This is a genomic window from Pseudomonas sp. BN515 (assembly GCF_029873155.1).
Classification (GTDB): Bacteria; Pseudomonadota; Gammaproteobacteria; order Pseudomonadales; family Pseudomonadaceae; genus Metapseudomonas.
Genome location: NZ_SSOH01000043.1, coordinates 173,807 through 188,201, shown reverse-complemented (window position 1 = coordinate 188,201; position 14,395 = coordinate 173,807). Strand labels below are relative to the sequence as shown.

General features: G+C 64.2%; 12 protein-coding genes. 8 read left to right on the top strand and 4 right to left on the bottom strand.

What is annotated here, in order from left to right:
• Positions 1-105: 105 nt before the first annotated feature.
• On the top strand, positions 106-1,239 hold the full coding sequence (locus E8E91_RS12080; protein ID WP_280375419.1) for an IS481 family transposase: 1,134 nt from the start codon (positions 106-108) through the stop codon (positions 1,237-1,239).
• A 72-nt stretch (positions 1,240-1,311) separates the two neighbouring features.
• Here E8E91_RS12080 and E8E91_RS12075 read toward each other — a convergent pair whose 3' ends face one another.
• A complete protein-coding gene (locus tag E8E91_RS12075) occupies positions 1,312-2,616 on the bottom strand; it encodes a sorbosone dehydrogenase family protein (protein ID WP_280375926.1) in 1,305 nt (434 codons plus the stop codon).
• Between the two features lie 159 nt (positions 2,617-2,775).
• On the opposite strand from E8E91_RS12075, the gene E8E91_RS12070 reads away from it, so the two are divergent.
• From E8E91_RS12070 to E8E91_RS12040, 7 genes are all read left to right on the top strand, one after another.
• On the top strand, positions 2,776-3,747 hold the full coding sequence (locus E8E91_RS12070; protein WP_280369881.1) for a phosphate ABC transporter substrate-binding protein PstS: 972 nt from the start codon (positions 2,776-2,778) through the stop codon (positions 3,745-3,747).
• 520 nt (positions 3,748-4,267) lie between these two features.
• Complete coding sequence (locus tag E8E91_RS12065; RefSeq protein ID WP_280375933.1) at positions 4,268-6,253, top strand: ABC transporter permease subunit; 1,986 nt, start codon at positions 4,268-4,270, stop codon at positions 6,251-6,253.
• A gap of 193 nt (positions 6,254-6,446) precedes the next feature.
• The gene (gene pstA / locus E8E91_RS12060) at positions 6,447-8,117 is read left to right on the top strand and encodes a phosphate ABC transporter permease PstA (RefSeq protein ID WP_280375925.1); all 1,671 of its coding nucleotides are present in this window, start codon (positions 6,447-6,449) and stop codon (positions 8,115-8,117) included.
• Between the two features lie 69 nt (positions 8,118-8,186).
• The gene (pstB, locus tag E8E91_RS12055; protein ID WP_151138458.1) at positions 8,187-9,020 is read left to right on the top strand and encodes a phosphate ABC transporter ATP-binding protein PstB; all 834 of its coding nucleotides are present in this window, start codon (positions 8,187-8,189) and stop codon (positions 9,018-9,020) included.
• A 142-nt stretch (positions 9,021-9,162) separates the two neighbouring features.
• Complete coding sequence (gene phoU, locus E8E91_RS12050) at positions 9,163-9,909, top strand: phosphate signaling complex protein PhoU (RefSeq protein ID WP_280375923.1); 747 nt, start codon at positions 9,163-9,165, stop codon at positions 9,907-9,909.
• 163 nt (positions 9,910-10,072) lie between these two features.
• The gene (locus E8E91_RS12045; RefSeq protein ID WP_280375922.1) at positions 10,073-10,984 is read left to right on the top strand and encodes a response regulator; all 912 of its coding nucleotides are present in this window, start codon (positions 10,073-10,075) and stop codon (positions 10,982-10,984) included.
• A 104-nt stretch (positions 10,985-11,088) separates the two neighbouring features.
• A complete protein-coding gene (locus tag E8E91_RS12040) occupies positions 11,089-11,985 on the top strand; it encodes a peptidoglycan DD-metalloendopeptidase family protein (protein WP_271469834.1) in 897 nt (298 codons plus the stop codon).
• 181 nt (positions 11,986-12,166) lie between these two features.
• On the opposite strand, the gene E8E91_RS12035 is transcribed toward E8E91_RS12040, so the two are convergent.
• The 3 genes from E8E91_RS12035 to E8E91_RS12025 form a co-directional block, all read right to left on the bottom strand.
• Entirely contained in the window at positions 12,167-12,496 is a 330-nt protein-coding gene (locus tag E8E91_RS12035) for a type II toxin-antitoxin system RelE/ParE family toxin (RefSeq protein ID WP_280375920.1), read from the bottom strand.
• Positions 12,493-12,729 carry a type II toxin-antitoxin system ParD family antitoxin gene (locus E8E91_RS12030; RefSeq protein WP_280375919.1) on the bottom strand — a complete coding sequence of 79 codons (237 nt, stop codon included), beginning with the start codon at positions 12,727-12,729 and terminating at the stop codon, positions 12,493-12,495. The genes E8E91_RS12035 and E8E91_RS12030 overlap by 4 nt, the downstream gene beginning before the upstream one ends.
• A gap of 266 nt (positions 12,730-12,995) precedes the next feature.
• Positions 12,996-14,336, bottom strand: a complete 1,341-nt coding sequence (locus E8E91_RS12025; protein ID WP_280375918.1) for a hemolysin family protein — start codon at positions 14,334-14,336, stop codon at positions 12,996-12,998.
• Positions 14,337-14,395: the final 59 nt, after the last annotated feature.

Below are 14,395 nucleotides of genomic sequence, written 5' to 3'. Positions count from 1 at the left end.
GGGTACAGACCGGATAGATCCTTTACAGGTTGGACCGGACACATCCTTTACAGGTAATTCGCATGGCAGGAGGTAGCTGCCATGCCCTGGAAAAGAGTGTCGCCCATGGACCAACGTATCGAGCTGATCCACGCCTGGAGCAGCGGTGACTACAGCAAGAGCGAGCTGGCGCGCAGCTATGGCATCAGCCGGCCGACGCTCGACAAGTGGCTGCAGCGCTATGCGGAACACGGTGAGGCTGGCCTTCTGGAGCAGTCCCGGCGACCGCTCAGCAGCCCGCAACAGACCGCGACGGCGCTGATTGAGCGGTTGATCGAAGAGAAGCTGCGGCATCTGGATTGGGGGCCGAAGAAGCTGCTGGTGCGTCTGCGCAAGCAGGATCCGGAATTGCCCTGGCCAGCCCCTAGCACAGCGGGAGAATGGTTGAAACGGGCAGGGTTGGTGCAGTCGCGCCGACGTCCGCGGAGCACCCCGGCGTCCGTCACGCCCTTGCGCGCCGGCCTGCAGCCTAACCACGTCTGGTGTGCTGATTTCAAGGGGCAGTTTCGGACCGGGGATGGTCGCTGGTGCTATCCCTTGACCCTGACCGATCAGGCCAGCCGGTATCTGCTGTGCTGCCGGGGCTTGCCGCGTCCCGGCGGCGGGCTGAGTCGACCCTGGTTCGAGTGGGCCTTCCGCGAATACGGCCTGCCGGAGGCTATCCGCACGGACAACGGCAGCCCGTTCGCCTCGGTGGGCGTGGGCGGTCTCTCGCGCTTGGCGGTGTGGTGGATTCACCTGGGTATTCACCCGGAGCGCATCGCGCCGGGCCGTCCCGATCAGAATGGCCGACACGAGCGGATGCACCGCAGCCTGAAAGCGGCCGTCCTGAAGCCCCCCGCTCCCAATCTGGCCCAGCAGCAGATGGCGTTTGAACGGTTCCGCCAGGAGTTCAACACCATACGGCCGCATGAAGGACTCGGGATGGCGGTCCCGGCCGAGCGCTATGGGCCCTCGCCGCGCCCCTATCCGGCCCGTCTACCGGCGATCGAGTACCCGACAGGGCTGCAACTCCGGCGGGTGCACAGCAACGGTTGCATCAAGTGGCAAGGGCGCTCGGTGTTTCTGTCCGAGGCCCTGATCGACGAGTGGGTCGCGCTACGCGAAGTCGAGACGGATGTGTGGGAGCTGCGCTTCGGCCAGTATCCCTTAGGCCGGCTTGGACCTGGCTCCTCCCAGGTCCAACGCCTATCGGTGTAAAGGATGTCCCCGGTTCAATATGTAAAGGATGTCTGGCTCTACAGGGTGAGGGTAGCCGGCCCCGCTCGGTCCTCACTTCTTCGCCGCACTCACCCGCCATACCTTGTTGCCGACGTCGTCGGTCACCAGCAGCGCGCCCTTGCTGTCGAGCTTCACGTCCACCGGGCGGCCCTGGGCGTTGCCCTGGTCGTCGAGGAAGCCCGTGAGCACGTCCACCGGCTGGCCTTTGGGCTTGCCGCCCTTGAAAGGTACGAAGATCACCTTGTAGCCACTGCGGGGCTCGCGGTTCCAGGAGCCGTGCTGGCCGACGAAGAGGCCGTTCTGGAGCTTCGGCAGTTTGCTGCCCTTGGCAAACGCGATGCCCAGGGAGGCGGTGTGTGGGCCGAGGGCGTAGTCGGGCACGATGGCCTTGGCCACGAGGTCGGGGCGCGGTGGCTGGATGCGTTCGTCCACGTGCTGGCCGTAGTAGCTGTAAGGCCAGCCGTAGAAGCCGCCGTCCTTCACCGAGGTGATGTAGTCGGGCACCAGGTCGCTGCCCAGTTCGTCGCGCTCGTTCACCGCCGTCCACAGCTTGCCGGTCTGCGGTTCCCAGGCCATGCCCACCGGGTTGCGCAGGCCAGTGGCATAGAGGCGCTTGTTGCCGCTGGCGCGGTCCAGTTCCCAGATCGCCGCGCGGCCTTCCTCCATCTCCATGCCGTTTTCGCCGATGTTGCTGTTGGAGCCCACCGTTATATAGAGCTTGCGACCGTTGCGGCTGGCGATGACGTTCTTGGTCCAGTGGTGATTGAGGCCGGCGGGCAGGTCGGTGACCTTGGTGCCCGGTGTGTCGATCTCGGTGGCGCCCTTCTCGTAGGGGAAGCGCAGCAGTGCGTCGGCGTTGGCGACGTAGAGGTCCTTGCCCACCAGCACCATGCCGAAGGGGGAATTGAGCCCCTTTAGGAAGGTGCTGCGCAGGTCGGCGACGCCATCCCCGTTGATGTCCCGCAGCAGGGAAATGCGATTGGCGCTCGGCACCTGGGCGCCGGCGCGCTTCATGAAGAGGCCCGACGCCCAGCCCTTGATGCCTGCCGGCTTGTCGGTGCCCGGCGCGGCGCTCTCGGCCACCAGCACATCGCCGTTGGGCAGCACATAGAGCCAGCGCGGATGCTGCAGGTTCTCGGCGAAGGCCTGGACGCGGGTGCCCTGGACCGCCACGGGGGTGGCGCCCTGTGCCCAGCCGACGGCGGGGGCGACATTGACGGTGGGGATGAGGCCGCGGCTCGGTGGTGGCAGCAGCGGGTCGGGACCGGTGCCGTCCTCGACCGTCAACGTGGCCATTTCGCTGCACGCGGTGCAGAGCGCCAGAAGGGCGAAGGGCAGCAAGGAAAGGGGCTTCATGGGGGCTGTCTCCGTACGAATCGCGGGTCTTGATCCACCTTGGACAGCGGGTGATGGCCATTCATCCAATTGTCACAATCAATTCATAGAGTGGTCATACGGCCTCTCGATACTGGCCCCCGTTGCATTCAACCCCCTCGTCCTGCTTAGGAGCAAGGCATGAAACTGAAGCGTTTGATGGCGGCCCTGACCTTCGTCGCCGCCGGCGTCGCTACCGCCAGTGCGGTCGCTGCTGTCGATCCGTCCATTCCGGCCTATCAGAAGACCACTGGTGTTTCCGGCAACCTGTCCAGCGTTGGTTCCGACACCCTGGCCAACCTGATGACCCTGTGGGCCGAGGCTTACAAGCGCGAATACCCGAACGTGAACATCCAGATCCAGGCCGCCGGTTCCTCCACCGCGCCGCCGGCTCTGACCGAAGGCACCGCCAACCTGGGCCCGATGAGCCGCAAGATGAAGGACGTCGAGCTGCAGGCTTTCGAGCAGAAGTACGGCTACAAGCCGACCGCTGTTCCGGTTGCCGTCGACGCCCTGGCGATCTTCGTCCACAAGGACAACCCGATCAAAGGCCTGACCATGCAGCAGGTCGACGCGATCTTCTCCGCCAACCGCCTGTGCGGCGGCACCTCCAACATCAAGACCTGGGGTGACGTTGGCGTGACCGGCGATCTGGCTTCCAAGCCGATCCAGCTGTTCGGTCGTAACTCAGTATCCGGCACCTACGGCTACTTCAAGGAAGAAGCCCTTTGCAAAGGCGACTTCAAACCGAACGTGAACGAGCAGCCGGGTTCCGCTTCCGTCGTTCAGTCCATCAGCCAGTCCGTTAACGGCATCGGCTACTCCGGTATCGGCTACAAGACTTCCAGCGTGAAGACTGTTGCCCTGGCCAAGAAAGAAGGTGGCGAGTTCGTTGAAGACAACGAGCAGAACGCCCTGAACGGCAGCTACCCGCTGTCCCGCTTCCTGTACGTCTACGTGAACAAGGCGCCGAACAAGCCGCTGGCTCCCCTGGAAGCCGAGTTCGTGAAGATGGTGCTGTCCAAGCAAGGCCAGGAAATCGTTGTAAAAGACGGTTACATCCCGGTTCCGGCCAAAGTGGCCGAAAAAGCACTGAAGGATCTGGGTCTGTAATCCAGACCGGATAAGGGAGCGGCCGCCTCATGCGTGCCGCTCCGCAAGGACGCAAGGGCGACGGGAGACCCCTGTCGCAGAAGCCCGCCCGAGGTCTCCTCCGGGTGGGCTTCGCCACGTCAACTCGCTGTAATTTTTCTGTCACACGAAGTCCGTAGTCTTTGCGCCCATCGTAAAAGCCTGCGCGAGCCGAAAGTGGCAAGAGCCCGAATCCATGACTGACCTGGCCAATTCCCTGACTTCTTCGAAGAACCCGCCCGCCCGCATCGACTTCAATACGCCTGCGCTCGTGCGCAAGCGCAAGATGCGCGCGCTGAAGGACCGCCTGACCCGCTGGTATGTGCTGGTCGGCGGTCTCGCCGTTCTTGGCGCCATCACCCTGATCTTCTTCTACCTGGCCTACGTGGTGCTGCCGCTGTTCCAGGGCGCCGAGCTGACGGCGAAGAAGGTGCAGAGCCCGGCCTGGCTGCAACAGCAGGACGCCGGCAAGCCGCTGCTGCTGGCTGTGGAAGAGCAGAACATGGTGGGCATGCGCGTCGCCGACAAGGGCGAAGTGCAGTTCTTCTCGACGAAGGACGGTAGCCTGGTCAAACGCCAGCAGCTGCCGCTGCCGGCTGGCGCCAACGTGGTGTCTATCGGCCAGGACCAGCCGGGCAGCCCGCTGGTTGTGCTGGGCTTGTCCAACGGCCAGGCGCTGATCTTCAAGCACAGCTACAACGTCACCTACCCGGACAACAAGAAAACCATCGAGCCCTTGGTCAGCTTCCCCTACGGCGAAGCGCCCATGGTCCTCGACGCCCAGGGCCGTGCGCTGGAGCACGTGGCACTGAGCATCAATGACGAAACCATGGTGCTGGCCGGCTCCACCGGCAGCCAGCTGCATGTGCAGCAGGTCGTCAGCGAAGAGAACATGCTGACCGGCGAAACCACCCAGGAGCAGAACTCCATCGATCTGCCGCAGATCGCCGAGCCGATCAAGGCCATCTACATCGACCCGCGCCACCAGTGGCTGTACGTGCTCAATGGCCGTGCCCACGCCGACGTCTTCAGCCTGCGCGAGAAGGCCCTGAACGGCCGCTACAAGCTGCTGGAAGACGGCGAGCGCGAAGTCTCCGCCAGCACCATGCTGCTGGGCGGCATCTCCCTGATGGTGGGTGACTCCAAGGGCGGTATCGCCCAGTGGTTCATGGCCCGCGATCCGGACGGCTCCTCGCGCCTGAAGCACATCCGTGACTTCCAGCTGGGCAGCAACCCGGTGGTACAGATCACCGCCGAAGAGCGCCGCAAGGGCTTCATCGCCCTGGATTCCAGCGGCCACCTCGGCGTGTTCCACAGCACCGCCAACCGCACCCTGCTGGTGGAGTCCGTGACCGACGGCTCCGGCCTGATGGCCCTGTCGCCGCGGGCCAACCGCATCGTGGTCGAGGAAGGCAACCAGCTGATGCCGTTCAGCCTGCGCAACCCGCACCCGGAAGTTTCCTGGAGCGCGCTGTGGGGCAAGGTCTGGTACGAGAGCTACGACGAGCCGAAGTACGTCTGGCAGTCCACCGCCGCCAACACCGACTTCGAGCCGAAGCTGAGCCTGGCGCCGCTGACCTGGGGCACCCTCAAGGCCGCCTTCTACGCCATGCTGCTGGCCGCTCCGCTGGCCATCGCCGCCGCCATCTACACCGCCTACTTCATGGCGCCGGCCATGCGCCGCAAGGTGAAGCCGGTGATCGAGCTGATGGAAGCCCTGCCCACCGTGATCCTGGGCTTCTTCGCCGGCCTGTTCCTGGCGCCCTATGTGGAAGGCCACCTGCCGGGCATCTTCAGCCTGCTGCTGCTGACTCCCTTCGGCATCCTGCTGGCCGGCTTCATCTGGAGCCGCCTGCCGGAGTCCATCCGCCTGCGCGTGCCGGACGGCTGGGAAGCGGCGATCCTGATCCCGGTAGTGGGCCTCACCGCCTGGTTCGCCCTGGGCATGAGCCCGATCCTGGAAAGCTGGTTCTTCGGCGGTGATATGCGCCTGTGGATCAGCAACGACCTGGGCATCACCTACGACCAGCGCAACGCCCTGATCGTCGGCCTGGCCATGGGTTTTGCGGTGATTCCGAACATCTTCTCCATCGCCGAAGACGCCGTGTTCAGCGTGCCGCGCAGCCTCACTTACGGCTCCCTGGCCCTGGGTGCTACGCCCTGGCAGACCATGACCCGCGTGGTCCTGCTGACCGCCAGCCCGGGCATCTTCTCGGCCCTGATGATCGGCCTCGGCCGCGCCGTGGGCGAGACCATGATCGTGCTGATGGCTACCGGCAACACCCCGGTAATGGAAGTGAACATCTTCGAAGGCATGCGCACCCTGGCCGCCAACGTGGCGGTGGAAATGCCGGAGTCCGAGGTCGGTGGTACCCACTACCGCGTGCTGTTCCTCTCGGCTCTCGTGCTGCTGACGTTCACCTTCATCATGAACACCCTGGCCGAGCTGATCCGTCAGCGACTGCGCAAGAAGTACGCGTCTCTTTAAAAGCGCACCTCGTAACGAGGGGCATCTGATGACCCTCTCCCTTCAGGGAGAGGGTGCCCGAAGGGCAGGAGAGGGTGGTGCCTCGTGCAACCCCCTCTCCCCAGCCCTCTCCCCGTAGGGGAGAGGGAGTAAATACATGAAACCTCCGGCCCCTGGCGGGAGGAACTGAAAGACTCACGCGTTGGAGAAATCCGTGAAAAAGGTTTCCCTGAAAAACTGGTTCAAGAGCGGCGCACCGGGCGTCTGGATAAGTGGTGGCGCGGTTTCCATCGCAGTCATCATGACCATCGGGCTGCTGTCGGTGATCGCCGTGCGCGGTCTGGCCCACTTCTGGCCGGCGGACCTGGTGGAGGCGCAGTACTCCATTCCCGGCCAGCCAGCCAAGCCGGTCATCGGCGAAGCGGTGCAGATCGAGGAAGTGTCCCGTGCACGCCTGAAGGGTGCCGGCCTGCCGGTACCGGAAGCCGGCCCGGAATTCATGACCCGCGAGCTGCTCAAGGTGGGCAACCGTGACGTCTACGGCAGCGACTTCACCTGGGTGGTGGGCGACTGGCTGCTGGACCAGAAATACCCGGCCGACCTGGTGGCGCTGGAGCGCCGCGAGTGGGGCAACTTCTACGGCCGCCTGGTGGCGGTGAAGGAAAACGGCCAGGTAGTGGCTGAAGGCGACGCCGCCATGCCCGCGCTGCAAGAACGCCTGAAGCGCGTGAATGACCTCTACGGCAAGCTCTACCAGCTGGAGAAGAAGGACATCGGCGGCATCAACCACGGCCTGGAGCGCCTGCGCCTGCAGACCCGCAAGCTGGAGCTGAACGATGCCCTGACCCCCGAGGCCCAGGCCGACATCGCCGCCCAGCGCGCTGAGCTGGAGAAGCGCTACAAGGGCCTGGAAGAGCAGCTGATGGGCCTGCACCAGGAGTTCAATCGCGACAGCGTCGTGGTCCGTGAAGCCGGCGGCCAGGAGCAGGAAATCAGCCTGGGCAAGGTGGTCCATGCCTACCAGCCGAACGCCATGGGCGTCGGTGCCAAGCTCGGCTTCTACTTCTCCAAGCTGTGGGAATTCCTCGCCGACGACCCGCGTGAAGCCAACACCGAAGGCGGTATTTTCCCGGCCATCTTCGGCACTATCATGATGACCCTGATCATGGCTGTGATCGTCACCCCCTTCGGTGTGATCGCCGCCATCTACCTGCGCGAATACGCCAAGCAGGGCCCGCTGACCCGCGTGATCCGCATCGCGGTGAACAACCTGGCGGGCGTTCCGGCCATCGTCTACGGCGTGTTCGGCCTGGGCTTCTTCGTCTATGTGCTGGGTGGTTCGCTGGACCGCATGTTCTTCCCCGAGTCCGCACCGGCGCCGACCTTCGGTACCCCGGGCCTGCTCTGGGCGTCCCTGACCCTGGCGATCCTCGCCGTACCGGTGGTGATCGTGGCCACCGAGGAAGGCCTGGCGCGAATCCCGCGTGCCGTGCGTGAGGGCTCCCTGGCCCTCGGTGCGACCAAGGCCGAGACCCTGTGGAAGGTGGTCCTGCCCATGGCCAGCCCGGCCATGATGACCGGCCTGATCCTCGCCGTGGCCCGCGCGGCCGGTGAAGTGGCCCCGCTGATGCTGGTGGGTGTGGTGAAGCTGGCGCCGAGCCTGCCGGTGGACGGCAACTACCCGTACCTGCACCTGGACCAGAAGATCATGCACCTGGGCTTCCACATCTATGACGTAGGCTTCCAGAGCCCGAACGTCGAAGCCGCGCGCCCGCTGGTCTATGCGACCGCGCTGCTGCTGGTGCTGGTGATCGCCCTGCTGAACTTCTCGGCCGTCGCCATCCGTAACCACCTGCGCGAGAAATACAAGGCGCTGGACAGCTGATCGTCCGCCGCCCAACGAATTGCCTGAGGCTTACAGCTTGTAGCTCGAAGCTACGAACGGAGTGAACACATGCAACACGAAACCCACAGCCACGGCGTCAACATTTCCGCCCTCGGCCGCGACAAGCAGAACCTGAGCCTGGCGAACGAGACCGTCGCCCTCGAAGTGCCCGGACTGTCTCTGTTCTACGGCGAGAAGCAGGCGCTGCACAACGTCAGCATGAACATCCCGAAGCAGCGCGTGACCGCCTTCATTGGCCCGTCCGGTTGCGGCAAGTCCACCCTGCTGCGCTGCTTCAACCGCATGAACGACCTGGTTGACGGCTGCCGCGTCGACGGCGAGATCCGCCTCGACGGCAACAACATCTACCGCAAGGGCGAGGACGTGGCCGAGCTGCGCCGCCGTGTGGGCATGGTGTTCCAGAAGCCGAACCCCTTCCCCAAGAGCATCTACGAGAACGTGGTGTACGGCCTGCGCATCCAGGGCATCAACAAGAAGCGCGTGCTGGACGAAGCCGTGGAGTGGGCGCTGAAGGGCGCCGCCCTGTGGGACGAGGTGAAGGACCGCCTGCACGAATCCGCCCTCGGCCTCTCCGGCGGTCAGCAGCAGCGTCTGGTGATCGCCCGTACCATCGCCGTGGAGCCGGAAGTCCTGCTGCTCGACGAACCCTGCTCGGCCCTGGACCCGATCTCCACCCTGAAGGTGGAAGAGCTGATCTATGAGCTCAAGAGCAAGTACACCATCGTCATCGTGACCCACAACATGCAGCAGGCGGCACGTGTTTCCGACTACACCGCCTTCATGTACATGGGCAAGCTGATCGAGTTCGGCGATACCGATACCCTGTTCACCAATCCGGCCAAGAAGCAGACCGAGGACTACATCACCGGTCGCTACGGCTAGTGGCCACCCCCAATCGCACTGGACTGCGTCGGCGAAGCTTGCCGTACTACTCGTACTGTCTTCGCTTCGCCTCCTTGCCCAGCACGATTGGTTGAAGGGCACTACCACCAGGAAAAGCATTCTGCTCAACAAGGGTTAGAAAATGATCGACAAAGACAGCCTCACCCATCACATCTCCCAGCAGTTCAACGCCGAACTGGAGGAAGTGCGCAGCCACCTCCTGGCGATGGGCGGCCTGGTCGAGAAGCAGGTCAACGACGCGGTCACCGCGCTGATCGACGCCGACTCGGGCCTCGCCCAGCAAGTGCGCGAGATCGATGACCAGATCAACCAGATGGAGCGCAACATCGACGAGGAGTGCGTACGCATCCTCGCCCGTCGCCAACCGGCGGCCTCCGACCTGCGACTGATCATCAGCATCTCCAAGTCGGTGATCGACCTCGAGCGCATCGGCGACGAAGCCTCGAAGATCGCCCGCCGCGCCATCCAGCTCTGCGAGGAAGGTGTTGCCCCGCGCGGTTACGTTGAGGTGCGCCACATCGGCGACCAGGTGCGCAAGATGGTCCAGGAAGCCCTGGATGCCTTCGCCCGCTTCGACGCCGACCTCGCCCTCTCGGTGGCCCAGTACGACAAGAACATCGACCGCGAGTACAAGACCGCGCTGCGAGAACTGGTCACCTACATGATGGAAGACCCGCGCGCCATCAGCCGCGTGCTCAACGTCATCTGGGCCCTGCGTTCCCTGGAACGCATCGGCGACCACGCGCGCAACATTTCCGAGCTGGTGATCTACCTGGTGCGCGGCACCGACGTTCGCCACATGGGCCTTGCGCGCATGACCGAGGAAGTGAAGGGCAATGGCGCCAAGAAGGACGCCACCCAGGGCTGATCCTGCTTTTCGCTGCCTGAACGCCCGGCCTCGTGCCGGGCGTTCTGCTTTCCGGGGCTGTGGATGACCCGTCGGTCGCGGACGGGGAGCAGGTCGCAAATCGGACTTGGCAATTGGCTATCAGCCAAGGCTATTCTTAGCCCCGATTTCCAAGGAGTAGTCGATGGGCAAGGTCAACGTGCTGGTGGTGGATGATGCGTCCTTTATTCGCGATCTGGTGAAGAAGGGGCTGCGCGACAACTTTCCCGGCATCCAGATCGAAGAGGCGATCAACGGGCGAAAGGCCCAGCAATTGCTCGCCCGCGCCAGTATCGACCTGATCCTCTGCGACTGGGAAATGCCCGAGATGTCGGGGCTGGAATTGCTCACCTGGTGCCGTGAACAGGACAACCTGAAGACCACGCCCTTCATCATGGTCACCAGCCGTGGTGACAAGGAGAACGTCATCCAGGCCATTCAGGCCGGCGTCTCCGACTACATCGGCAAACCCTTCTCCAACGATCAGCTGGTCACCAAGGTGAAGAAGGCCCTGTCCCGCAGCGGCAAGCTCGAAGCCCTGATGTCCAGTTCGCCGGTGAAGCTGCCCAACGCCGGCGGCTTTGCCAATGATTCCCTCGCGGCCCTCACCGGCGGCAAGGCCGAGGTGGTCCGCCCTGCGGCCGCGCCGGCACCCGCTGCGCCCGTGGCCAAGCCCGCTGCTCCGACCCCGTCGGCGAAAGCGGCGTCCCAGGCCCCCGGTGGCCGTGGCCAGGCGCAGCTAAGACTCCCGGCGGGCGTGCTGGCCTGCGTGATCAAGGCCCTGAGCCTGAAGGATGCGCAGCTTGTGGTGCGCCGTGGCGAGCCGCTGCCGCAGGTGCTGGAGAGTGCGGTGCTCGATCTGGAGCAGGGCGAGGGCGGCGAAGTCGCCCGGCTCAACGGCTACCTGCACTCGGTGGCGGCGCTGGAACCAAAGCCCGACAGCGAGTGGCTGCAGCTGACCTTCCGCTTCGTCGATGGCGACCCGCAGAAGCTCGATTACCTGTCCCGTCTGATTGCTCGCGGTACCGCGCAGAAGCATTTCGTCCCCGGCGCCTGATCGTCCAGCCAACCCTGTCACAGCCCGACGGGCGACGTCTCGCCGCCGCTGGGCTGCACTGCTAGTCTTCGGTAACTCGGAGCACACAAAGACAACGGGACGAAATGCTGGGGCGACTCCTTTCTCTGGCGCTGCTGCTCGGCATGAGCCTGCCGGCCGCTGCGCTGACCATCTACAAGTACACCGACGCCAATGGTGTGGTGACCTACACCGACAAGGCCGTGTCGGGCGCCCAGGTGTTTGTCTTCCGTGATCGTATGGTGGAGCGCCTGGACCTGTCGGTGAAGCTTGAGACGAAAAAGCACGACGCCGGCGAGACCCTGCTGCTGCGCAACGACCTGTTCGCCCCGGTGGAGGTGGAGCTGCGCATCGACCAGGCGGAAAACGTCTCGGGCGCTCCCGATAAACCCATCCGCTGGGTGCTGGCGCCGCGCAGCAGCATGCGCATGGCCACCCTGGCTCCGGCCGACCCGAGCCGTCCCATGCGCTACAAGCCCAAGTTGCGCTACGCCATGGGCGACCCGCGCCTGCAGCCGGTGCTCTACCGCTATCCGCTGCCCTGGATGGGCGGTCCTTTCCGCCTGACCCAGGGCGCCAATGGCCGCTACAGCCACTTCACGCCCAAGGGCCGCTACGCTCTGGACATCGCCATGCCCGAAGGCACGCCCATCGTCGCGGCGCGTCCCGGCGTGGTGGTGAAGATCGAGAACGACCAGAGCGGCCGGGGCAACAACCCGTCCGGCAACTTTGTGCGCATCCTGCATGACGACGGCACCATGGGCGTCTACCTGCACCTGATGCGTGGTTCGGTGCAGGTGCGCGAGGGGCAGCAGGTGGCCATCGGCGAACGCATTGCCCGATCCGGCAACACCGGCAACAGCACCGGCCCGCACCTGCACTTCGTCATCCAGCGCAACATGGGCCTGGCGCTGGAATCCATTCCCTTCGACTTTGCCCAGCCGGTGGATACCCTGCCGAACTTCGCGGTGGGCGGGGAGTAGGGACGGATTGGCGTAGGTTGCGGCTGAGCTACGCGAAGCCCAACATCCCGCTCCACCGGATACACCGTCGTTGGGCTTCGCTGCGCTCAGCCCAACCTGCATCAGGCCGTGCTCAGCATGGGTATCGCTTCGCTCCACCCATCCTACGGGGCAGTTGAGCTTGAGTACCTTGAGGGGAAATCTATTTTTCGTCGCTGTCCTGCATCCAGGCTGGGATATCCCTCATCCCATGCAGCACGCGCCACACATCAATGTGATCTTCGTGCTCGATATAAAAGACCAGATAGGGATAGCGCTTGAGCGTCCAGGAGCGCAGCCCCGGCAGATCGAGCTCGTGCGCGTACCGTGATGAACCGGACTCGGGACGCCGGCTGATGTGCTTGTAGGCCCGCTCCAGGGCGTCGATGAAACCGAGTGCAGCTTGCTCGGTTGCTTCGTTCAGGTAGTAGCCGATGGCGTCGTCGATATCCTGATTGGCCCGTGTCCGGGGGATGATCGGCTTGGCCTTCATGCCTTGGCGTTCCGTACCCGGTTGCGCAGTGCATCGAAGTAGTTGTCATCAGCCGGGGCGGCGGGAGAGGAGACGGCACCTTCCAGGAGCAGGTTACGCAGGCGTTGGCGGTCCTGGTCCTTGCGGATCAGTTCGCGGACGTACTCGCTGCTGGTGCCGTAGCCGCGCTGGCTGACCTGGTCATCGACAAAGCTCTTGAGGGCATCGGGCAGGGAGATGTTCATGGTGCTCATGGGAAACCACCTTTTGGCAAATTTTGCCAAAGAATGGTAGCACCAGGTTCCGCCGGCAGGTGTCGAAATCACAGGCACGAACTGTTTTGAATCGACATGGGCGAATGGCTGGAGGCCCCAAGTTGAGCGGGGCTACGTCGTACTGAGCCACCCGTCAAAAGAATTGTCTCCCCTCTACCTCTGGAAGAGGAGAGCGGAGTTCGGGAAGGATTCGAGGGTTAGCCTGGTAGTCCGCGTTCGCGAATGAATCCGCGAGCGCGGGGTGCTCAATCGAGCTTGAGCACCTTGGCAAGGACGATCTTCGGGCCTTTCATCTTCTTCACGATGATGCGCAGGCCGTCGGTTTCCAGCACTTCTTCCTCCTCCGGCACGCGGTTGAGGGTCTCGTAGACGAGGCCGGCGAGGGTGTCGGCTTCGACGTGGTCGAGGTCGATGCCCAGCAGGCGTTCCACCTTGAACAGCGGGGTGTCGCCGCGCACCAGCAGCTTGCCCGGCTGGTAGGCGAGCACGCCGCGTTCGGTCTTGCGGTGTTCGTCCTGGATATCACCGACCAGTACTTCCAGTATGTCTTCCATGGTCAGGAAGCCCACCACCTTGCCGTCGGCTTCTTCGACCAGGGCGAAGTGCGCACCGCCCTGGCGGAACTGCTCCAGCAGGCGCGACAGCGGCATGTGCTTGGTTACGCGCTCCAGCGGGTGGGTGAGTTCGGCGAGGTCGAAGGATTCCGGCAGGCTGTCCAGCGCCGACAGGGCCAGCAGCAGGTCCTTGATGTGCAGGACGCCGATGAACTCGCCTTTCTGGTCGTCGTGCACCGGGTAGCGGCTGTACTTGTGGCGACGGATCACGCTGAGGATGTCCGCCAGCGGTGCGTCGTGCTCCAGGAAGATCAGGTCTTCGCGGGAGTTGGCCCAGTCCACCACTTCCAGTTCGCCCATCTCCACCGCCGAGGCCAGTACGCGCATGTCCTGGTCGCTGGGGTCGCGGGCGCGGCTGGAGTGGAGGATCAGCTTCAGTTCGTCGCGGCTGTAGTGATGCTCGTGGTGCGGGCCGGGTTCGCCTTGTCCGGCGATGCGCAGGATGGTGTTGGCGCTGGCGTTGAGCAGCCAGATGGCCGGGTACATCAGCCAGTAGAAGGCGTACAGCGGCGCGGCGGTCCACAGCGAGAGCAGCTCGGGCTTGCGGATGGCCCAGGACTTGGGGGCCAGCTCGCCGACCACGATGTGCAGGTAGGAAATGATGAAGAACGCGGTGAAGAAGGCGATGCCGTGGACCAGCTTTGGCGACTCGATGCCGACGGACTCGAGCAGCGGCTGCAGCAGGTGGGCGAAGGCCGGTTCACCGACCCAGCCGAGGCCCAGGGAGGCCAGGGTGATGCCCAGCTGGCAGGCCGACAGGTAGGCGTCCAACTGGTTGTGCACGGTGCGCAGGATGCGGCCGCGCCAGCCGTGCTGGTCGGCGATGGCTTCGACGCGGGTGGAGCGCAGCTTGACCATGGCGAACTCGGCGGCCACGAAGAAGCCGTTGAGCAGCACGAGGAAGAGGGCGAAGAGAATCAGGCCGAAATCGGCGAAGTAACTGAGAAAACTGGAACTAGGGGAAGGGTCCATGGAGGTTTTTGCTTGGAAATGACCGGCTAAGGTTGAAGGCTGACCCCCGACTTTGCAAG

What these genes read in the sequence shown, in the direction of transcription:
- E8E91_RS12080 (WP_280375419.1), top strand. Translation starts at nt 106, where the DNA reads ATGGACCAACGTATCGAGCTGATCCACGCCTGGAGCAGCGGTGACTAC.
- E8E91_RS12075 (WP_280375926.1), bottom strand. Translation starts at nt 2,616, where the DNA reads ATGAAGCCCCTTTCCTTGCTGCCCTTCGCCCTTCTGGCGCTCTGCACC.
- E8E91_RS12070 (WP_280369881.1), top strand. Translation starts at nt 2,776, where the DNA reads ATGAAACTGAAGCGTTTGATGGCGGCCCTGACCTTCGTCGCCGCCGGC.
- E8E91_RS12065 (WP_280375933.1), top strand. Translation starts at nt 4,268, where the DNA reads ATGGTGGGCATGCGCGTCGCCGACAAGGGCGAAGTGCAGTTCTTCTCG.
- pstB (WP_151138458.1), top strand. Translation starts at nt 8,187, where the DNA reads ATGCAACACGAAACCCACAGCCACGGCGTCAACATTTCCGCCCTCGGC.
- phoU (WP_280375923.1), top strand. Translation starts at nt 9,163, where the DNA reads ATGATCGACAAAGACAGCCTCACCCATCACATCTCCCAGCAGTTCAAC.
- E8E91_RS12045 (WP_280375922.1), top strand. Translation starts at nt 10,073, where the DNA reads ATGGGCAAGGTCAACGTGCTGGTGGTGGATGATGCGTCCTTTATTCGC.
- E8E91_RS12040 (WP_271469834.1), top strand. Translation starts at nt 11,089, where the DNA reads ATGCTGGGGCGACTCCTTTCTCTGGCGCTGCTGCTCGGCATGAGCCTG.
- E8E91_RS12035 (WP_280375920.1), bottom strand. Translation starts at nt 12,496, where the DNA reads ATGAAGGCCAAGCCGATCATCCCCCGGACACGGGCCAATCAGGATATC.
- E8E91_RS12030 (WP_280375919.1), bottom strand. Translation starts at nt 12,729, where the DNA reads ATGAGCACCATGAACATCTCCCTGCCCGATGCCCTCAAGAGCTTTGTC.
- E8E91_RS12025 (WP_280375918.1), bottom strand. Translation starts at nt 14,336, where the DNA reads ATGGACCCTTCCCCTAGTTCCAGTTTTCTCAGTTACTTCGCCGATTTC.